The organism is Vibrio sp. V38_P2S17PM301, from assembly GCF_009904845.1.
Lineage (GTDB): Bacteria > Pseudomonadota > Gammaproteobacteria > Enterobacterales > Vibrionaceae > Vibrio > Vibrio proteolyticus.
The window spans coordinates 1-19,369 of the sequence record NZ_WXWO01000039.1; the positions used below are offsets into that span (position 1 = coordinate 1).

The following is a 19,369-nucleotide window of genomic DNA, read 5'->3' on the forward strand; positions in this document are numbered from 1 at the left end:
AAGTTTTTCTCTCAAAGCGGAGGTGCATTCTAGCGAGATAATTTGAAGAGTCAAACACTTTTTCAAATTTCTTTTCGGAGAAGTTTTTCACCTCGCTGATACCGCTGAAGCCTTGTGGCGTCTGCCGTGTCAGTGGATGCGCATTATAGGGAGTTGAGATTTCAGCGCAAGCCCTTTTTCAAAAAAAATTGAAAAAAGAGTCATTTCGTTGAATAAAGCATCAATAACGTAAAAAAGAGGGTATAAAACCCTCTTTTTTCGCTTCTGGAAACCCTTTAATTAAATAAAGGCATACGCATCTGCGTACATGTGATCACTTAACGCTTGTTTATTTTGTGTAAACTGTTCACGCGCAGAGCCCGCCATTTCAAAGCGACCCGCGATATAGATATCGTAGTCGGCCAGTGAATCGAAATCGTCATTAATGGCTTGCAATACGTTACCGACTTTTCCTTGCCAGTCTGCTTCTGCTTGTTCCACGACCGGAACAAAATGAACATTATTATATCGCTGTTCAATCGCGCGTAACTCGTCTTTCGCGTACAACTGGCATTCATCGCGCGCGCCCCAGTATAAATAGATGTTATTGGATTTGTTTTGCGCAATACAGTGATCCAAGATCGAACGTACGTAGCTGAAGCCTGTGCCCCCTGCGATCAGCAGCAGTGGACGTTGGCTGTCCTCTTTTACCCAAGCGTCACCGTGCGGGGCATCGATCGCGATATCCGTGCCATTCGCCAAAGCGGCTTGCATCGCCTCAACCACTTCACCGGCATAAGCATTATGCTCCGCTGCTCCGATGTGCAGCTCCAGCTCCCCCTCATGGCGGCACGGACTGCTGGCGATAGAAAACGGACGCTTGTCTTTTTCTCCCATTACCACCATCAGGTACTGGCCGGCTTTAAAAGCCACCGGAGTTTCTGGATGCAGCAGGATCTGGTATGTATTGCAGGCTAACGGCTGAATAGACTTTACTTTACATTGGATGGTCATGGTCTTCCTCTATACTTACTCATCAAAAGTAAGCACTAAATTACTTTCGGCTAAGGCCTGACAAGCAAATATCCATCCCTGTTCCTGCTCCTTCTCTGTCAGCATGGGTTCAAGGAGATAACTTACTTCGCCTTCTATTTTTCGGCACAGACACGCAGCGCATGCGCCGACCTGACAACGGTGCGGGAAGCTAATTTGATGGTTGAGCGCCGCTTCCAGCACTGTTTCTCCATCTTGCACATCAAACTGGATATTCGCTGGCTGCAAGATGACAAGGTGGCTCATAGGATACCTAACTTATCCCAGATCGCATCGATTTTTGCCACAAGTTGGGGATCTTTCTGAATAGGAGTCCCCCACTCGCGTTGTACTTCCCCGTCGAACTTATTGGTAGCGTCCAGAGCCAGCTTGCTGCTCTGCCCTTCCGTTGCCGGGTATTGAATGGTGTCGCGTGCCGGATCCATGCGCGTCGTGATCGCCCAGATAACATCATTCCAGTCTCTGACATTGACGTCATCATCGCACAGCACCACAAAGCGGGCATCACTCAAAGGCTGGAGCCATGGCCAGAGTGTGTCCAGCAAAGCCCGGGACTGACCAGCGGCGTCTTTTTTCATCGACACCAGTACGAATCGTTGCTGCGCACCTTGTGGCAGATGTATATCCACCAGATCCGGGCATATGTGACGTAGTTGCTCTATCTCTGCCTCACCAACCCGGGCACTCGGCGGGGTCAACGTATCAGATGCCCTGCTCTGCTCTGCTTCCCATTTTATTGTCGCATCCAGGCCCATTTTCGACCCCAGCCCCGTCACCGGAGAAGCAAAATCCAGTGAGTCGATCGGCGTGTTTTCGATCAAAAGGGTGTCGCGCACCGGATCCATGTGTTCGGTCATCGCCTGAACCACCTCATCCCAGTCGCGGGCATTGACTTGTTCATCACACACTATCACGAACTTGGTGTACATAAACTGGCGCAGGAATGACCATACCCCCATCATGACCCGCTTCGCGTGACCGGGATATTGTTTTTTCATGGTCACCACGGCCATGCGGTACGAGCACCCTTCCGGCGGCAGGTAGAAATCTGTAATCTCGGGAAATTGTTTTTGCAGAATCGGCACAAACACTTCATTGAGCGCCACGCCTAATACCGCCGGTTCATCTGGCGGACGGCCGGTGTACGTGCTGTGATAGATCGGCTCGTTACGCATTGTGATGTGCGTAACGGTAAATACGTGGTGACGTTCTTTTTCGTTGTAATAGCCGGTGTGATCGCCGTATGGACCTTCTTGCGCAAATTCAGTCGGATCGATATAGCCTTCCAGGACAATTTCGGCGCTGGCAGGCACATCCAAATCATTGCTGATCGATTTCACCACTTCGGTTTTACGGCCCCGCAATAAACCAGCGAAAGCGTATTCGGATAAGGTATCTGGTACGGGTGTCACCGCCCCCAGAATCGTCGCCGGATCCGCCCCGAAGGCGGCCGACACCGGAAACGGTTGGCCTGGATGAGTCTCCATCCAGTCGCGTAGATCCAGCGCTCCGCCCCGATGCGCCAGCCAGCGCATGATCACTTTGTTCTTACCCAGCTTTTGCTGACGGTAAATGCCCAGATTCTGCCGTTTCTTGTGCGGCCCACGAGTGATGGTTAAGCCCCACGTCATCAATGGCGCTACATCATCGGGCCAGCAACTCATAACCGGGATTTTGTCGAGGTCGACCTCTTCGCCTTGCCAGATGATCTCCTGGCAAGCGGCTTTGCGCAGCCGTTTGGCTGGCATATTGAGCACCTGACGGAACACCGGCAGCTTGTCCAGCGCATCTTTGAAACCACGTGGCGGTTCCGGCTCTTTGAGATAAGCGAGTAATTTGCCCACCTCGCGCAGCTCTTGAACGTCGTGGCGCCCCATTCCGATGGCAACCCTTTCCGGCGTCCCGTACAGGTTGGTCAAGACCGGCATGTCGTAACCAATCGGATTTTCGAACAGCAATGCCGGCCCACCGGCACGCAGCGTACGGTCACTGATTTCGGTCATTTCATAATGAGGATCAACTGGGTGAGTGATGCGTTTTAGCTTGCCTTGGCGTTCAAGATAATCTGTAAAATCGCGTAAATCCTTAAAACTCATAGGCCTTCTGCTGGCTGGTTAAACTGCACGCAGTATACCAAAAAGCACTCTAGACGGTGCCCCATTTTTCGTGTGGGTATTACTGGGCAATCGCCTGCAAAATCGCACTGCTTTTGACCTGTTGATTGCTGTCGGCCAAATCACGTAACCAACTGCCGTAGCCCTGCTCAGCCAGATGGCGAGCGACCAGAGGCGCCTCGTCGCTGTTGCCCATCCGCTCAATCAGAAATTGCTGTACCTCTTGCGGCATCGGCTTAACTCGGGTCAGGGCTTTGAGCGCGTCTTCTTTGAGGCTGGGATTGGCTGTTGCCAGTATCACCTGATGCAGCGAAAACGGATCATGACGGGCGGCTAAGCGTAACAACTCATCTCGGGTATTGCTGTCAGCGCGCATCAGCCACAACAATTTATACACTTCCGGGTCGTCACTGACCTGAGCCAGGCGCACCATCACCTGAGACGACGGCAACCAACTGGTGACTTTCGCCTGAGTCAGCTGCTGCGTGAGAGCCGTCAGGGCGCGAGGCGACAGACTGTCCAGTTCACGAATCAACAGCACTTCGCGGGTCTGAAGCTGATAATCACTGCCTGACAGCCAGTGTTGCAGATCCAGCTCACCACGTTCTGCCATCAGCACAAAATCGAGCGTGGTCTGATCCTGACGCCAACGTTTCAGCAGACGGAACGCGATCGCCGGATAGTCAAAAGCCGGCACACTGAATTCATACCCGTCTCCCCGTTCCAGTATTTGATACACGGGCGGCTGGGCTTGTTGACGCTCAATGAACAGTGCCATTTTCGGCGTTAAGATCAGGTCTTGGTGTTCGATTTCAGACAACAGGCGATAACGTGCCACCTCTTGTTGCGGCAACGCCAGTCGCTCGAGAGCGAAATTGAGAGAGTCGATTTTATCCGCTTTAACCAGCTGCATCAGTTCATCGACTTTGTGTTTGATCTGATCGTCATGCGCCCATTGCTCTATCACTTGTGGTGACATTTCCGTGGCGCTGAGTGGCGACACCGGGAGCAGTAATGACGATATCAGGAGAAGTGACGACAACATTCCTTGTTGCATGTTAACCTCCTTGTAACATCTTCCTCATTCTGAGCCTTATATAAATAGAATGCAATAAAAAACGCCACCGCAAGCGGTGGCGTTTTCACAAGTCAGAATGGGTTACTGACGACGCATCGCGTCGAAGAACTCATCATTGGTCTTGGTCATGGCCAATTTATCGATCAGGAATTCCATCGCGTCGATTTCACCCATCGGGTGAACAATCTTGCGCAGAATCCACATCTTCTGCAGCTCATCAGCTTTGGTCAACAGCTCTTCACGACGAGTGCCTGAGCGGTTGAAGTCGATCGCTGGGAAGACACGCTTTTCTGCAATCTTACGGTTCAGGTGCAGTTCCATGTTACCTGTACCTTTAAACTCTTCGTAGATCACTTCATCCATCTTCGAACCGGTGTCGACCAGTGCCGTCGCGATGATGGTCAGGCTGCCGCCCTCTTCCACATTACGAGCTGCACCGAAGAAACGCTTCGGACGGTGCAATGCGTTGGCGTCCACACCACCGGTCAGAACTTTACCTGATGACGGAACCACGGTGTTGTAAGCACGAGCAAGACGAGTGATTGAATCCAGCAGGATCACCACATCTTTCTTGTGTTCAACCAGACGCTTGGCCTTCTCGATCACCATCTCAGCAACCTGAACGTGACGAGACGCTGGCTCATCAAACGTCGAGGCAATCACTTCGCCTTTCACCAAGCGTTGCATTTCGGTTACTTCTTCCGGACGTTCGTCAATCAGCAGCACCATCAACTCACACTCAGGGTGGTTGTAGGCGATGCTCTGAGCGATGTTTTGCAGCAGCATGGTTTTACCCGCTTTTGGCGGAGCAACAATCAGGCCACGCTGACCTTTACCAATCGGAGAAGCCAGGTCAAGAACACGCGCCGTAATGTCTTCGGTTGAGCCATTACCACGCTCCATCACCATACGCTCGTTGGCGTGCAGTGGCGTTAAGTTCTCAAATAAAATCTTGTTGCGGGCGTTGTCCGGCTTGTCGTCGTTAACCGTGTTGACTTTCAGCAGGGCAAAGTAGCGCTCACCGTCTTTAGGTGGACGAATCTTACCGGCAATAGAGTCACCGGTACGCAGGTTAAAACGTCGGATTTGGCTCGGTGACACGTAGATGTCGTCAGGACCTGCCAGGTACGAACTGTCTGCACTGCGCAGGAAACCAAAACCGTCTTGAAGAATCTCCAGTACCCCGTCGCCAAAGATATCTTCACCACTTTTCGCATGAGCTTTGAGGATAGCGAAGATGATGTCTTGTTTTCTCAGACGTGCCAGGTTTTCAAGGCCCAAGCTTTCGCCCAGTTTGACAAGATCAGACACAGGTCTGTTCTTCAGTTCTGTTAGATTCATTGTGGTGGATGCTTGTTTAGTCAAAATAGGATCTGTTGTTAGTTAAGAAGGATTTGGTCGCAGGATTGACCAAGAAGTGAACACTTGTTTATTTAACGTGCGATAAGTTAGCACTAAATACTAGCCTAGTCTAGATTTAGTTACGCTTCAAAAACAAAACCGTGCATCGGTAATTATGCACGGTTTTATCATTTGAGCTAAGGCTTAAAGGTTTGCGTCCAGAAACTCTTTCAGTTGAGTCTTAGACAGGGCGCCAACTTTGGTTGCCGCTACATTGCCGTCTTTAAACAGCAGCAGCGTTGGAATACCACGAATACCAAACTTAGGTGGAGTACCTGCGTTGTGGTCGATATTTAGTTTGCCGATAGTGAGTTTGCCTTCGTACTCGTCTGCGATTTCGTCCAGGATAGGCGCAATCATCTTACAAGGACCACACCATTCTGCCCAAAAATCTACCAGAACCGGGCCTGCAGCTTTGATTACGTCATTTTCAAAACCGTCATCAGTTAGCTGCAAAATCTTATCACTCATCTTCCACTCCAATGTGTTTTTTTCTGAGCTGGTTGGATGATAACCAGTAAATAGATGCTCTATTGGAATGTATTTACTTTCGTATTGCAAGCTTAAGCTGATATTCTATAGCCATGAAAAAGACGCATATCACAGAGCAAAAGTTCGCCGATTTGGGATTACACGCCCAAGTTGTTGAAGGATTGGAAAAAAAAGGGTTCGAATACTGTACCCCGATCCAAGCCTTGGCGTTGCCGGTCCTGCTCACCGGCCAAGACATTGCAGGCCAGGCCCAGACGGGCACTGGTAAAACCCTCGCGTTTCTTACTGCTACTTTCCACCACCTGCTGACCACGCCAGAGCGCGAAGGCCGCCAGCCAACCCAGCCGCGCGCCATCATTATGGCTCCGACCCGTGAACTGGCTATCCAGATCTATAACGATGCTGAACCTCTGATTGCCAGCACCGGTCTTAAGGCCGCACTGGCCTACGGCGGTGAAAGTTATGATAAGCAGCTCACAAAATTGCAACAAGGCGTCGATATTCTGATCGGCACCACAGGTCGCATCATCGACTTCCATAAACAGAAGGTCTTTAACCTCGACAGCATTCAGGCTGTGGTTCTGGATGAAGCGGACCGCATGTTCGATCTGGGCTTTATCAAAGACATTCGTTTCCTGTTCCGCCGCATGCCCAATGCCAAAGAGCGCCTCAACATGCTGTTCTCTGCCACGCTGTCCTACCGAGTACAGGAACTGGCGTTCGAGCACATGAATGACCCGCAAAAAGTTGAGTCTGAACCGCAACAGAAAACTGGTCATCGGATTCAGGAAGAGCTGTTCTACCCATCCAACGAACACAAAATGTCGCTGTTGCAAACGCTGCTCGAAGAAGATTGGCCAGACCGTGCGATCGTGTTTGCCAACACCAAGCACAAATGTGAATCGATCTGGGGCCATTTGGCAGCCGACGGCCACCGTGTGGGTCTGTTGACCGGCGACGTACCGCAGAAAAAACGCGAAAAAGTGCTGGAACAATTTACGCAAGGCGATCTCGACATTCTGGTGGCCACCGATGTTGCCGCCCGTGGTCTGCACATTCCTCAAGTGACGCATGTCTTCAACTTCGACTTGCCGGATGACTGCGAAGATTACGTTCACCGTATCGGCCGGACCGGACGTGCTGGTGCCAGCGGCCACTCGATCAGCTTTGCCTGTGAACAGTATGCCATCAACCTGCCGGCGATCGAAGAGTACATTGAACATGCGATCCCGACCTCGGAATACGATCCGACCGCTCTGCTGACGGATCTACCACCGGCCATTCGCATGCGCTCAAGCTCGCAGCAGCAACGTCGCACCAACACGGGGGGTTCTCGTAACCGCAAACCGCAGCGTCGTCCACGCCCACCACGTCAACAAAAGGATTCGTAAGCCGTTTATGAGCCAAGCCGTCTCTTCTCCGCTCTATGCCGCCATCGACCTCGGGTCGAACAGTTTTCACATGCTCGTGGTGCGTCATATCGATGGCAGCGTGCAAACCATGGCCAAGATCAAACGTAAGGTGCGTCTCGCCGCCGGGCTGGACGACCACAATGCGCTGAGTCAGGAAGCGATGCAGCGGGGTTGGGACTGTTTGAGTCTGTTTGCGGAACGCCTGCAGGACATTCCGGCGCAACACATCCGTATTGTCGGGACCGCCACACTGCGAACCGCCACCAATGTGGATGTGTTTCTGACCCGAGCCAATCAGATCCTGGGGCATCCGATTGACGTGATCTGCGGAGAAGAAGAAGCGGCGACCATTTATAAAGGCGTCGCGCATACATCCGGCGGAATTGGCCGTCGCCTAGTGGTCGACATCGGCGGCGCCAGTACCGAACTCATCATCGGCGAAGGCTTTGATGCCAAAGCGCTGACCAGCCTGAAAATGGGCTGCGTCACCTGGCTGGAACGCCACTTCAAAGATCGTCAGCTCACTGCCACTAACTTCAGTAACGCGATTGCGGCAGCCAAAGCCACATTGCAACCTATTCTGGAGCAATACACCCGCCTCGGCTGGGACGTGTGTGTCGGCGCATCCGGAACGGTGCAGGCGCTGCAGGAAATCATGCTGGCGCAAGGCATGGATGAAGTGATCACCCTCGCCAAGCTGAAGCGTCTGCAGAAGCAGGCCATGCTGGCGGATCACCTCGAAGAGCTGGAAATTGAAGGTCTGACGCTGGAACGGGCACTGGTGTTCCCCAGCGGCCTGTCGATCCTGATCGCCATTTTTGAACTGCTGAACATTGACTCCATGACGCTGGCCGGCGGAGCGCTACGCGAAGGGCTGGTGTATGAAATGGTCAAAGAGCTGCGCCAGGACGACATCCGTGCCCGCACGATTGTCAGTGTTCAGGCGCGCTATCAGTTGGACGTCGATTACGGCAACCAGGTCGCCGCGTTGGCTGAAAAACTGCTGCACGCCTGTGGCGATGACTGGATCGAAGAAAATCAGGGCGCCATGCTGCTGGAGAGTGTCGCCAAGCTGCACGAGCTCGGTCTGACCATTGACTATAAAAAAGGCGGCGAGCACAGTGCCTACCTGTTGCAACATCTGGATCTGCCTGGCTACACCCGGGCGCAAAAGCACTTCCTGGGGGAAGTGGCACGCCGCTACCGGGAGCAGTTGACCTCGTTGCCGGAGCAGCACGCCTTGTCCGGCAACAGTGCGAAACGTGTGCTGCGTCTGTTGCGTCTGGCGGTTCTGCTGACGCACCGTCGCAGCGTCGCTCTGGAGCCGGAGGTGACACTGCACGCCGATGGTGACAAGCTAACTCTGACTCTCGATCACGGCTGGCTGGCAGCCAACCCGTTGACCGCAGCTGAACTGGAAATCGAAGCCAACCGCCAAACCGACATCGGCTGGCCGTTGGTGATTGCATCCCGCTAAATCGCGCTTCGAACACAAAAAAGCCCGGGTTGATTAACCCGGGCTTTTTATTACGGTTTAAGGTTGTTTGACTCCGGCGACCTGAAAATCCGGATTAACCGCGGTGATTTTGCGGATCAGATAGTTGAGCAGCACCCCATACATAGGGACAAACAATCCAAGGCTGATGATCAATTTGAAACTGTAGTCGACCAACGCAATTTCGGTCCAGTGCTCGGCCATAAAGGCGTCCGGACTCTGGTAAAACGCGATAGCAAAGAATGCCATGGTGTCGAGGGCGTTACCAAACAACGTCGAACAGGTCGGTGCCACCCACCACTGCTTCATCTGGCGCAGACGGTTGAAGACGTGCACATCCAAAATTTGCCCGAGCAGATAGGCCATAAAGCTGGCAATCGCAATCCGCGCGACAAACAGATTGAATTCACTCAACTGCGCCAGTCCCTGGAACTGCCCTTCCAAGAACAGCACCGACAGCACATACGACACCGCCAGTGACGGCAGCATCACCAGAAAAATGATCTTGCGCGCCAGCGGCGCACCGAAAATCCGTACCGTCAGATCCGTGGCCAAAAAGATGAATGGGAAAGTAAATGCGCCCCAGGTGGTATGAAAACCAAATAGGGTGAACGGCAACTGCACCAGATAATTACTCGAAGCAATGATGATCAGGTGGAACAGAACTAAATACGACAGGGCTTTGCGCTGCTGCGCAGGGGTAAAGTGACTCATGCGATACCTTTTTAGTTTGGTTTGGGGGCGAGGGAACCCAAATCGAACCCGTCTTGTGACGTGATTCTTACCAACAATGTCAATCAAATACGTGTGGCTGCCCGCCAGCAGGCAGCGGCGGGCGATTATACCTTAACCAATGACGTTCGCAATAGCCGCTAGCGAGGCAAACGTTTGAGCACTAAAAACCGCGCCGGAACAGTTCGGCAAGAAACGCCAGCTCCTCGGTAGACTCCTCCATCGACAGCGCCTCGAGCCACACGCATTCACTGTAATGCTCTGCCCGCAAAAACAGCTGGCAGCCTTCGAAATCGATCAACCAGGAATGGATATCCGCATCCCATTGCTTTTCCAGCACCCGCGCCGACAACAGAACCACCAGTCGCTCCCCCAGCTCAGGAAACGAATCAAAGTCAAAGCGCGGCGCACGAATAATAAGCCGTCCGTATTCGGGCTCGTATTCCACCAGTCCAAATTCTGTCGGTGTGTCAGCCATGATGAGTAATGTGCTCCTGAATCAAATCTAAGAATGGATCGGCGTATTTTTCCAGTTTACGCTGCCCGACCCCGCTGACCGCCAGCATCTCGCCGTACGACGTCGGCAGAATTTCGGCCATGTCGATCAAGGTCGCGTCACTGAACACCACGTATGGCGGCAGCCCGTCTTCATCGGCGATCGCTTTGCGTAGTTTACGCAGCTTGGCGAACAGTTTCTTATCATAGTGTTTGTTCGACAGTTTATCCGCTTTCGCGGCACGTGCTGCGGTATCTAACCTTGGCACCGCCAGCTCGAGCGACATGTCACCACGCAGCAGCGGCCGCGCTTCTTCGGTCAATTGCAGTGTCGAGTTGCGCGTGATGTTCTGAGTCAGCAAGCCTTTGTGAATCAACTGGCGGAAAATACTCACCCAGTAGTCGTGGCTGTGATCGCGGCCAAGACCATAGGTCGACAATTTATCGTGCCCGTTTTCCCGCACCCGGATATTTTGCATCCCACGCAGCACTTCCACCACGTAGCCCATGCCAAAACTCTGATTGACCCGGTAGACGCACGACAACGCTTTCTGCGCTTCCTGAGTGGCATCAAAATGTTTGGGCGGATCCAGGCAGATATCACAGTTCCCACACGGTTTTTCCCGGTACTCTCCGAAGTAATTCAGCAGCACCTGACGTCGGCAGGTCTGGGCTTCGGCAAACGCACTCATCGCGTTGAGTTTGTGGCTCTCAACCTGCTTCTGCGGACCGTCGTCTTTCTCATCCAACATGCGTCGCAGCCAGCTAATGTCGGCCGGGTCGTAGAGCATCATGGCTTCCGCCGGTAACCCGTCGCGGCCCGCACGGCCGGTTTCCTGATAATAGGACTCAATGTTACGCGGAATGTCGAAATGGACCACAAAGCGGACATTGGGTTTGTTGATCCCCATACCAAACGCGACGGTGGCGACAACAATTTGCAGATCGTCCCGCTGGAACGCCTCCTGTACCCAGGCGCGCTCATCGGCGTCCATGCCGGCGTGATACCCGGCAGCACGAATGTGGTTATTGCACAGTTTCTCGGTCAGCATTTCGACTTTCTTACGGCTGCCGCAATAAATAATCCCGCAACTGCCTTTGTTGCTGTCGAGAAAACGCACGATTTGCGACACCGGCTTGTGCTTCTCCACCAGCGTATAGCGGATGTTGGGCCGGTCAAAACTGCCGAGGTAAGTGTGCGGCTGATTCAGTTGCAGCCGATGGAGAATGTCTTTGCGCGTGGCGTCGTCCGCGGTGGCGGTCAGCGCCATCACCGGCACGTGTGCAAACTGCTGCTTGAGTTGGCCCAGTGCGGCATACTCGGGGCGAAAATCGTGTCCCCACTGGGAAATACAGTGCGCTTCATCCACCGCAATCATTGACAGCGGCAGACTCTCCAGACGTTCGATAAAGTCACGCATCAATACCCGCTCCGGCGAGACGTACACCAGCTTGAGCGTGCCCTGATGCATGCGGTTGTAGACCGAGATCAGCGCTTCTCGCGACATAGTGGAGTTGATGCACTCCGCCGCCACGCCGTTGGCTTTGAGTTGGTCCACCTGATCTTTCATCAATGAAATCAACGGAGAGATAACCAGCGTCAAGCCGTCACGAACCAGCGCCGGGATCTGGTAACAGAGTGACTTGCCGCCACCTGTTGGCATGATCACCAGGCTGTCCTGCCCGGCCATCGCCGCCTCAATCACCTCCTGCTGACCATCACGGAACGTCTGGTAGCCAAAAACGGTCTCCAGAACATGCTGGGGAGTGAGCGGCGGCTGAGTGGGTTCGGCTAACAGTGTGGAGGTCATTGAATTCTCGGTCAGGAAATGCTGAATGTGGATTGTGCATTGGCGAGCGCACATTGTAGTGGCGTTTGATGGTGAATAAAACCGCAAAATGTTAGGTGATTCACATCGTCGCTCGTATACTGCTCATTCGGATAGTAAATCAATAAGTGATGTCACATGACACTTGATGAACAACAAAAAGCACGCCAGGGCATCCTGCTCGCAGTCGGTGCTTACACCATGTGGGGCATCGCGCCGATCTACTTTAAGTCGATCGCCGAAGTGTCACCACTGGAAATTCTCAGTCACCGGATCGTCTGGTCGTTTTTCCTGCTCGCAGCCCTACTCCATTTTGGCCGTCGCTGGCGCACCGTTTTTGAGGTCATGAGTTCGAAACGCAACATGCTGTATCTGCTGTCCACCGCGCTGCTGGTCGGCGGTAACTGGCTGATTTTTATCTGGGCAGTCAACGCCAACCATATGCTCGACGCCAGTCTCGGTTATTACATTAACCCATTATTCAACGTGGTGCTCGGGATGGTGTTTCTCGGCGAGCGGCTGCGCAAAATGCAGTGGTTTGCGGTCACTCTTGCCACCTGCGGTGTGCTGGTGCAGTTGATCGCGTTCGGCTCCGTCCCCGTGGTCGCCATTGCACTGGCGATGAGCTTTGGTTTTTATGGCCTGCTGCGCAAAAAAGTCAGTCTGGATGCACAAACCGGCCTGTTTATTGAAACGCTGCTGCTGTTTCCGGTTGCGGCGGTTTATCTGCTGACCATGGCCGACAGCGCAACCTCAGACATGACAGCCAATCCGTGGTCACTCAACCTGCTGCTGGTCGCCGCCGGTGTGATCACCACACTGCCACTGCTGTGTTTTACCGGCGCCGCCACCCGGTTGAAGCTGTCGACGCTGGGCTTCTTCCAGTACATCGGCCCCAGCCTGATGTTCTTGCTGGCTGTGCTGGTGTACGGTGAAATTTTTACTCTCGATAAAGCCATCACCTTCGCCTTTATCTGGGGCGCACTGGTGGTGTTCAGTATCGATGGTCTGAGAAACAACCGTCGTTCACGTGCCGCCGCCATCGCGAAGTGATCGTTTTTTACAAGACAATCACCACAGTGCGGGATAAGCTTGGTTACTCAGTAACCAAGCTTTTTTTTGTCGCGATGGATCACGTCAGTTACCACACCTCTCCCAGTCAGGCCGTCAGTCTGATAGAAGGCAACTATCAGCGTTTTGCCTTCTCTCGCCACTATCACCTCGATTTCCACATCGGGTTGATCACCCAAGGCCAACAGAAATTCCGCCATCAGGGACGCTCTCATCTGGTCGGTCAGGGGGAATTTGTGATCATGCAGCCTGACGAGCTGCACGACGGCCAGTCGCAACACGATTCCGGTTACCAGACACGCGTGTTTGCGATCGATCCTGACTGGTTCAGTGATCTGGCGGATCCACGCCAAGCCGGTCAAATCATCAGCTTTGAGCAGTTGATCATCGCGGATCCTGCAATCTATTCACAACTGCTTAACCTGCACCGCTGGCTGAGCGTCCCCGACCTCAGCCAGTTGGCCAAAGACTGCCTGCCGTTTGAAGGCTTCAATCAATTGTTTGATCGATACGGCGCGCTAAAACGGCGCGACTGCATTCCGCTCGGTGAGCAGTCGGTCGACATGCTCAAGCAGTATTTGCTGGCCAATCTGGACCAACCGGTCAGACTCGAACAGCTGGCGGCGTTGTGCCAGCTCAGTCCGACTCAATTTCAACGCCATTTTAAAGCGCGCATGGGGATCACGCCGTACGCCTGGCTCAGTCGCTTACGTCTGGAGCAGGCGATGAAGCTGCTGAAATCCGGGTTGTCGGGCACCGATGTCGCCCATCAAGTCGGCTTTTACGATCAGGCACACTTCAGCAAGGCATTCAAACTCTCGTTCGGGATTTGCCCCTCACAGGTCAACTGACGGGCCGGCTGTCAGAAATTTACAATCGCCTAGGCTGACCGCTTGTCATACTCAAGCTCTCAAACTATAGAGTGAAGATTCGCTTATGAACGAAATAACCATTCTCGCCACACTCGCCGGGGTCCACTTTATTGCTCTGATGAGTCCGGGGCCAGACTTTGCCCTGGTGGTGCAAAACGCCACCCGTTACGGCCGCCAGACCGGGCTGTTTATTGCCCTGGGTTTGTCATGTAGCATTCTGCTCCATTCCTTGTTTAGCCTGACCGGCGTGAGCTTTCTGGTGCATCAACACCCCGCACTGTTCGCCCTGTTGCAACTGGCCGGGGGCAGTTATTTGCTCTATCTCGGCATCGGAGCACTGACAGCGATCTGGCGTGCTCATCGCGCTCCGCAAGACACAGACCCGGGCGCGCCCAAACCGGATCAGCTGCTGAGCAATAAACGTCAGGCCTTTTCACGCGGCTTTGCCACCAACCTGCTCAACCCAAAAGCCTTGGTGTTCTTTGTCAGCCTGATGTCGAGCCTGGTACCGGCCGGTATGTCGCTCGGCGGCAAGGGAATTGCTCTGGTGATCCTGTTCAGCCTGTCACTGCTGTGGTTCTCATTTCTTGCTTGGGCTTTGTCGACCGAACGTCTGCAACGCCGCCTGCAATCTCTGAGTGTCTATATTGATGGGCTGTGCGGGCTCATTTTCACCCTAATTGGTGTCAGTATTTTGTGGCAATCCCTCCTTGCACTGAGTCCGTTGTTCAATTTTTGATTCAACGTTACAAATCGCCAACAAACCACTAGACCTTGCAACATTCCACTGCCAATCTGAACCTGCATTCACGATAACAAGGAGAAAATGATGCAGTGGAAAACCACTTTCCTCACCACATCAATGTTGGTTGCCTCAGGAGCTTGCTGGGCCGATCAAGCCGCCGACAGTGTCGCACCGGAACAGAGCAGCGGCCTGGAACAGAAACAGCTGGTGAAAGCCCAGAATTACATGGTGACGGCGGCGAATCCGGTCGCAACACAGGCCGGCGCCGACATTCTCAAACAAGGTGGCAACGCGATCGATGCCATGGTCACCGTGCAGCTGATGCTGGGCTTGGTTGAGCCACAATCATCGGGGATCGGCGGAGGGGCATTTTTGGTCTACTGGGATGCCAAAAAGCAGCAATTAACCAGTTATGACGGGCGAGAAACCGCTCCACTCAATGCAACCCCGACGTTATTCCTCGACGAGCAGGGTCAACCACTGCAGTTCTATGATGCGGTGGTGGGTGGCCGCTCGGTTGCGACACCGGGCACAGTCAAGCTGTTGTGGGATACTCATCAGAAGTACGGCAAACTGGAATGGAAAAAACTGATTGAACCTGTGGTCGCCCTCGCCGAACAAGGATTCACCATCAGCCCACGCCTGGCCACACTGATTGCCGGCGATGCAGAACGACTGAGCCGTTTCCCGGCCACCAAAGCCTACTTCTTTAATCCCGACGGCACACCGAAAACGGCAGGCACCTTGCTGAAAAATCCGCAATACGCCGCCACGCTCAATGCCATCGCCAAACGCGGCGCCGATGCATTCTATCAGGGCGACATTGCTGCTGATATCGTGAAAACGGTGCAAAACGCCCCCGGCAATCCGGGAGTGCTGGCTCTGAAAGACTTTGATACCTACACCATCAAACAGCGTGAACCAGTGTGTGCCGCATACGCCAGCTACGACATCTGTGGCATGGGACCACCCAGTTCCGGGGCGCTGACGGTTGGTCAGATCCTGGCGATGACCGAAACGTACGATCTTAAAGCTTGGGGCGCAGACAATCCCAAATCCTGGCAGGTGATCGCCGACGCTTCACAACTGGCTTTTGCAGACCGGGGTCTGTACATGGCGGATCAAGACTTCGTCCCCATGCCGACCCAAGGCCTGCTCGACCAAGCTTATCTGCAAGACCGCGCTCAGTTGATCAAAGTCGGTCAGGCTCTTGGCAATGCCACCGCCGGTAATCCACCCTGGCAACATGCGCTGCGTCTCAGCCGCGATGAATCCATTGAGCTGCCCTCCACCAGCCACTTTAATGTCGTCGACCGGGATGGCAACGTTGTCTCCATCACCACCACGATAGAGAACGCGTTTGGTTCACGGCTGATGGTTCGCGGATTCCTGCTCAACAATGAACTGACCGACTTTTCCTTCCGCACCCACAGTGACGGCCGGCCGATCGCTAACCGCCTTGAACCGGGCAAACGGCCACGCTCTTCGATGGCGCCCACCATCGTGATGCACAATGACCAGCCCTATATGGCGATTGGCTCACCTGGCGGCAGCCGGATCATCGGCTACGTTGCCCAGGCGCTGATTGCCCACACTCAATGGGGTATGGATATCCAGCAGGCGATCAATCAGCCGCATTTGCTCAACCGTTTTGGAGAACTGGACATCGAACAAGGTACCGCCGCCGAGCGTTTGGCACCGCAACTGGAGAAAATGGGCTTTAAGGTTAACGTGCGTGACCTCAACTCCGGCCTGCACGCCATTCGGATCACCGCCGATGGTCTGGAAGGCGCTGCGGATCCTCGCCGGGAAGGGGCTGCGATCGGCGAATAAAAGATCCTATGGCGGATCGTCTCACCCGCTTGTGCGAGATCTCTCACAAGCGGGTGAGTCAAAATCGCTTTTTTGCTGAGATAAAGGCAGATAGATAACAATAACTTATTGATAATAAAAGACTTGATTGTATTTTAGTCATCCTCAATAAAAAGAAATCGATTTCACAATATTGCTGAGTTGGGCGGAAACCGTAAGATGAAGGGTGTCGGAAGGATACTGACACGGAACAGGAATTACCACGGAACAGGTAATCTTCAGGATGAAGAGACGGTTATTCAGGATGAATGATCGGGCAAGGACAGCAAAACGGACATTGAACGGACGCAATAGTGACTAGGATGGTTGCTACTAAGGATGGGAAATGGACACCTCTGGACGAGGCAAGGACTCAGCATCAGGATGATGCCAGGGACACCGCTCAGGGAACAAGTGATGTGAGCTAACGAGGATGGTTAGCGGACCAGGATAAGGTCGAGGACACCGCTAGGATGGCGATGAAAGGACTGCGCTGACGGAATACAGCACACTATCATGGATTTGATGCATGGAGCACTTTGAGTAGCTGGATTGCTGCGAGTAAGACTATAACCCCGATGGGCGCAAGCCCTCGGGGTTTTTCTTTGCCACAAAACTGTGATCACATTCCGCTCCTGCGATTGTCATCGGCTGCAAGCGCCAAATCCGATTGCGCCCGGCCGGTGAGACGCTAGAGTATCAGTCACCCTCGTAACTGTGGCGCAACCGTATGGACATCAAACGCCTGCATTATTTTGTGGCACTGGCTCACACCGGCAGCTTCACCAAAACGGCCGATCAGCTCGACATTGCCCAATCAGCCCTCAGCGTTGCAATGCAAAAGTTAGAGCAGGAACTCGGCCTCAAACTGATCAACCGCAATCATCGCCAAATCCAACTGACCGCTGACGGGCGCCGTCTGCTGACGCACGCGCAGCGTATCCTTGAAGATGTCGAGCAAGCCCGGCGGGAAATGAATGAACTGAAAGGTCTGGAGCGGGGTGAGATTGATTTTGGCGTTTCGGCGATGCTCGGGTCTTACTTTCTTCCCCAGGCACTGGCTGCGTTTGCTGAACGCTATCCGCACATCCGCATCCGGGTACAGGAACACGGCAGCGCCACACTACAGCGCATGTTGCTGGACGGCGAACTGGACCTGGCGTTTGTGCGCAGCGATCAGCCGCTGGATCAGTTGCGCTATGTGCGTTTATGCGCCGAGGAAATTGTCGCCTGCGTCAGCCGGCAGCATCACTTTACTGCCCAGCCCTTTGTCACACTGGACGAGTTCTGCCGTGAACCGCTGGTCCTGTTTCGTGAAGGCTATCTGCTGCGTGAAGCCGTCAGTCGTCACTGCCGCCAGCACCACCTCTCCCCCGATGTGCGCTTTGAAACCAACCTGATTGAACTGGTCAAGACGCTGGTGGGGCGTGAGCTGGGGATCAGTACCTGTCTGCGCCGCATCGTTCAACCACATGACCCCTTAGTGTGTGTCCCTTTTCAGCCAGCGCTGAAGCTCGAATTTGGCCTCGGCTGGAAGAGCAGCCATTATCTGTCCCACGCTGCCCGGACTTTCCTCGAATTTATGCAGGCCTGGCATCAGCCGTTATCCACCGAGCACAGTGGCGTTGAGTAATTATCACTTTTATAGATTGAAACTATCACATCAATATATTGTTTAGATAAACGGTCACCTGCTAACCTTGTATTCACTCAATAACGCCGCCAGGACGCGGGTTTTCGACAAGGAATGACCATGACGCAGCTTCACCCCTCTCAGCCCGATAACACCCTGCTTGAGGTGCAGCCTCACCCCAATAATGCCCGCCTGCAAGTCGTAACCCTCAGCCAGGCGCTGTTGAATCAGTTCCAGCAGCTCAGCGCACGCTGGGATCTACAAGCGATTGAATACAAGCCATTTTTGCGTTTTGCGGTGGCCGACGCGCTCGATCTGGCATCCGGACGCCAGTTGAAACCTTTGCTGAGAAACATCATCGATGATCGCGCCCATGGTGCTTTTCTGCTCCAGGCCGACACACAAACACAGGCCAACTGGCGAAATGATGACGCGCAGCGGGACGATTTTGTCAAATTGTCCACAGCGGTGTCACACCTGATCGGCTTGCCCAATTTTGATGCCATGTACGGCAAATATTACGCCCGCTTTACGGTCAAAAATGCCGATAACAGCGACAGTTACCTGCGTCAGGCACACCGACGGATGGAATTGCACAACGACGGCACGTACGTCAAAGAGCGCACCGATTTTGTACTGATGATGAAAATGCAGGAGCAGAACATGCAGGGCGGAGACTCACTGCTGCTGCACCTGGACGACTGGCAGGAGCTGGCGCGTTTTTACCATCACCCGCTCGCCAGCCACCCCATGATCTGGGGCGCTCCACCCAGCAAGAACACCGGTTACGACATTGAGCATGCAGTTTTTTTCGAACAGGACGATAACGGTCTGCCCCACATGCTCTTTATCGACCAGTTCGCCAAACCCAAAAATCTGGCGGAAGGTTTGTACCTGTATGAAATGGGGGAATCGCTCGAGCGTGACAATCACTGCTTCAACGTACGCGTGCCAGTCGGGGCGATGCTGGTGGTCCACAATCATCGCTGGCTGCACGGGCGGGACAAGTTCATTCCGCACCCCGAGCTGAGTCGTGAGTTATTGCGCCTGCGCGGCTGTTTCTCGCGTTAAGCACACAGTAAAAATAACAACGCCGCGCTAGGCGCGGCGTGAGTGT

17 protein-coding genes and 1 pseudogene are annotated in these 19,369 nt (G+C 53.6%); 8 read left to right on the forward strand and 10 right to left on the reverse strand.

From position 1 onward, the window contains the following. Positions 1–279: 279 nt before the first annotated feature. The 7 genes and pseudogenes from fre to trxA all read right to left on the reverse strand — a co-directional run bounded on the left by fre (position 280) and on the right by trxA (position 6,096). Complete coding sequence (fre, locus tag CAG64_RS08865; RefSeq protein WP_021707402.1) at positions 280–993, reverse strand: NAD(P)H-flavin reductase; 714 nt, start codon at positions 991–993, stop codon at positions 280–282. A 15-nt stretch (positions 994–1,008) separates the two neighbouring features. Further along, positions 1,009–1,278, reverse strand: a complete 270-nt coding sequence (locus CAG64_RS08870; protein ID WP_021707403.1) for a 2Fe-2S iron-sulfur cluster-binding protein — start codon at positions 1,276–1,278, stop codon at positions 1,009–1,011. Next, complete coding sequence (locus CAG64_RS24095; protein WP_443084065.1) at positions 1,275–1,661, reverse strand: hypothetical protein; 387 nt, start codon at positions 1,659–1,661, stop codon at positions 1,275–1,277. The genes CAG64_RS08870 and CAG64_RS24095 overlap by 4 nt, the downstream gene beginning before the upstream one ends. 89 nt (positions 1,662–1,750) lie before the next feature. Continuing rightward, positions 1,751–3,128 (reverse strand): annotated as a pseudogene (gene ubiD / locus CAG64_RS08875) (4-hydroxy-3-polyprenylbenzoate decarboxylase); the annotation flags it as partial. A gap of 79 nt (positions 3,129–3,207) precedes the next feature. Continuing rightward, on the reverse strand, positions 3,208–4,203 hold the full coding sequence (locus CAG64_RS08880; RefSeq protein WP_161457476.1) for a hypothetical protein: 996 nt from the start codon (positions 4,201–4,203) through the stop codon (positions 3,208–3,210). A 102-nt stretch (positions 4,204–4,305) separates the two neighbouring features. Beyond that, complete coding sequence (rho, locus tag CAG64_RS08885; RefSeq protein ID WP_040903291.1) at positions 4,306–5,565, reverse strand: transcription termination factor Rho; 1,260 nt, start codon at positions 5,563–5,565, stop codon at positions 4,306–4,308. Positions 5,566–5,769: 204 nt separating this feature from the next. After that, entirely contained in the window at positions 5,770–6,096 is a 327-nt protein-coding gene (trxA, locus tag CAG64_RS08890) for a thioredoxin TrxA (protein ID WP_021707407.1), read from the reverse strand. A gap of 113 nt (positions 6,097–6,209) precedes the next feature. Between trxA and rhlB the strand changes: the two genes are divergently transcribed. Then, on the forward strand, positions 6,210–7,508 hold the full coding sequence (gene rhlB, locus CAG64_RS08895) for an ATP-dependent RNA helicase RhlB (protein ID WP_161451852.1): 1,299 nt from the start codon (positions 6,210–6,212) through the stop codon (positions 7,506–7,508). A 7-nt stretch (positions 7,509–7,515) separates the two neighbouring features. Beyond that, positions 7,516–9,006 (forward strand): guanosine-5'-triphosphate,3'-diphosphate diphosphatase, encoded by a 1,491-nt coding sequence (gene gppA, locus CAG64_RS08900; protein ID WP_161457477.1) that lies wholly within the window; start codon positions 7,516–7,518, stop codon positions 9,004–9,006. A gap of 57 nt (positions 9,007–9,063) precedes the next feature. Here gppA and CAG64_RS08905 read toward each other — a convergent pair whose 3' ends face one another. The 3 genes from CAG64_RS08905 to recQ form a co-directional block, all read right to left on the reverse strand. After that, positions 9,064–9,738: a 7-cyano-7-deazaguanine/7-aminomethyl-7-deazaguanine transporter gene (locus CAG64_RS08905; RefSeq protein WP_161451848.1), complete on the reverse strand. Its 675-nt coding sequence runs from the start codon at positions 9,736–9,738 to the stop codon at positions 9,064–9,066. A 181-nt stretch (positions 9,739–9,919) separates the two neighbouring features. Continuing rightward, positions 9,920–10,234 (reverse strand): DUF3630 family protein, encoded by a 315-nt coding sequence (locus tag CAG64_RS08910; RefSeq protein WP_161457478.1) that lies wholly within the window; start codon positions 10,232–10,234, stop codon positions 9,920–9,922. Then, on the reverse strand, positions 10,227–12,062 hold the full coding sequence (gene recQ / locus CAG64_RS08915; protein ID WP_161457479.1) for an ATP-dependent DNA helicase RecQ: 1,836 nt from the start codon (positions 12,060–12,062) through the stop codon (positions 10,227–10,229). Before recQ ends, CAG64_RS08910 begins: the two co-directional genes overlap by 8 nt. A 156-nt stretch (positions 12,063–12,218) precedes the next feature. On the opposite strand from recQ, the gene rarD reads away from it, so the two are divergent. From rarD to glaH, 6 genes are all read left to right on the forward strand, one after another. Continuing rightward, on the forward strand, positions 12,219–13,133 hold the full coding sequence (gene rarD / locus CAG64_RS08920; protein ID WP_161457480.1) for an EamA family transporter RarD: 915 nt from the start codon (positions 12,219–12,221) through the stop codon (positions 13,131–13,133). A gap of 74 nt (positions 13,134–13,207) precedes the next feature. Then, positions 13,208–14,002: a helix-turn-helix domain-containing protein gene (locus CAG64_RS08925; RefSeq protein ID WP_021707414.1), complete on the forward strand. Its 795-nt coding sequence runs from the start codon at positions 13,208–13,210 to the stop codon at positions 14,000–14,002. An 85-nt stretch (positions 14,003–14,087) separates the two neighbouring features. Continuing rightward, the gene (locus tag CAG64_RS08930; RefSeq protein ID WP_021707415.1) at positions 14,088–14,762 is read left to right on the forward strand and encodes a LysE family translocator; all 675 of its coding nucleotides are present in this window, start codon (positions 14,088–14,090) and stop codon (positions 14,760–14,762) included. Positions 14,763–14,852: 90 nt separating this feature from the next. Then, on the forward strand, positions 14,853–16,601 hold the full coding sequence (ggt, locus tag CAG64_RS08935) for a gamma-glutamyltransferase (RefSeq protein ID WP_161451860.1): 1,749 nt from the start codon (positions 14,853–14,855) through the stop codon (positions 16,599–16,601). Between the two features lie 748 nt (positions 16,602–17,349). Continuing rightward, a complete protein-coding gene (locus tag CAG64_RS08940) occupies positions 17,350–18,252 on the forward strand; it encodes a LysR family transcriptional regulator (RefSeq protein ID WP_161457481.1) in 903 nt (300 codons plus the stop codon). A 120-nt stretch (positions 18,253–18,372) separates the two neighbouring features. Continuing rightward, the gene (gene glaH / locus CAG64_RS08945; RefSeq protein WP_237668150.1) at positions 18,373–19,323 is read left to right on the forward strand and encodes a glutarate dioxygenase GlaH; all 951 of its coding nucleotides are present in this window, start codon (positions 18,373–18,375) and stop codon (positions 19,321–19,323) included. The last annotated feature ends 46 nt before the right edge of the window (positions 19,324–19,369 follow it).

What these genes read in the sequence shown, in the direction of transcription:
- rhlB (WP_161451852.1), top strand. Translation starts at nt 6,210, where the DNA reads ATGAAAAAGACGCATATCACAGAGCAAAAGTTCGCCGATTTGGGATTA.
- CAG64_RS08910 (WP_161457478.1), bottom strand. Translation starts at nt 10,234, where the DNA reads ATGGCTGACACACCGACAGAATTTGGACTGGTGGAATACGAGCCCGAA.
- CAG64_RS08880 (WP_161457476.1), bottom strand. Translation starts at nt 4,203, where the DNA reads ATGCAACAAGGAATGTTGTCGTCACTTCTCCTGATATCGTCATTACTG.
- CAG64_RS08925 (WP_021707414.1), top strand. Translation starts at nt 13,208, where the DNA reads ATGGATCACGTCAGTTACCACACCTCTCCCAGTCAGGCCGTCAGTCTG.
- trxA (WP_021707407.1), bottom strand. Translation starts at nt 6,096, where the DNA reads ATGAGTGATAAGATTTTGCAGCTAACTGATGACGGTTTTGAAAATGAC.
- CAG64_RS08940 (WP_161457481.1), top strand. Translation starts at nt 17,350, where the DNA reads ATGGACATCAAACGCCTGCATTATTTTGTGGCACTGGCTCACACCGGC.
- fre (WP_021707402.1), bottom strand. Translation starts at nt 993, where the DNA reads ATGACCATCCAATGTAAAGTAAAGTCTATTCAGCCGTTAGCCTGCAAT.
- CAG64_RS08905 (WP_161451848.1), bottom strand. Translation starts at nt 9,738, where the DNA reads ATGAGTCACTTTACCCCTGCGCAGCAGCGCAAAGCCCTGTCGTATTTA.
- CAG64_RS08930 (WP_021707415.1), top strand. Translation starts at nt 14,088, where the DNA reads ATGAACGAAATAACCATTCTCGCCACACTCGCCGGGGTCCACTTTATT.
- ggt (WP_161451860.1), top strand. Translation starts at nt 14,853, where the DNA reads ATGCAGTGGAAAACCACTTTCCTCACCACATCAATGTTGGTTGCCTCA.
- rarD (WP_161457480.1), top strand. Translation starts at nt 12,219, where the DNA reads ATGACACTTGATGAACAACAAAAAGCACGCCAGGGCATCCTGCTCGCA.
- gppA (WP_161457477.1), top strand. Translation starts at nt 7,516, where the DNA reads ATGAGCCAAGCCGTCTCTTCTCCGCTCTATGCCGCCATCGACCTCGGG.
- glaH (WP_237668150.1), top strand. Translation starts at nt 18,373, where the DNA reads ATGACGCAGCTTCACCCCTCTCAGCCCGATAACACCCTGCTTGAGGTG.
- rho (WP_040903291.1), bottom strand. Translation starts at nt 5,565, where the DNA reads ATGAATCTAACAGAACTGAAGAACAGACCTGTGTCTGATCTTGTCAAA.
- CAG64_RS08870 (WP_021707403.1), bottom strand. Translation starts at nt 1,278, where the DNA reads ATGAGCCACCTTGTCATCTTGCAGCCAGCGAATATCCAGTTTGATGTG.
- recQ (WP_161457479.1), bottom strand. Translation starts at nt 12,062, where the DNA reads ATGACCTCCACACTGTTAGCCGAACCCACTCAGCCGCCGCTCACTCCC.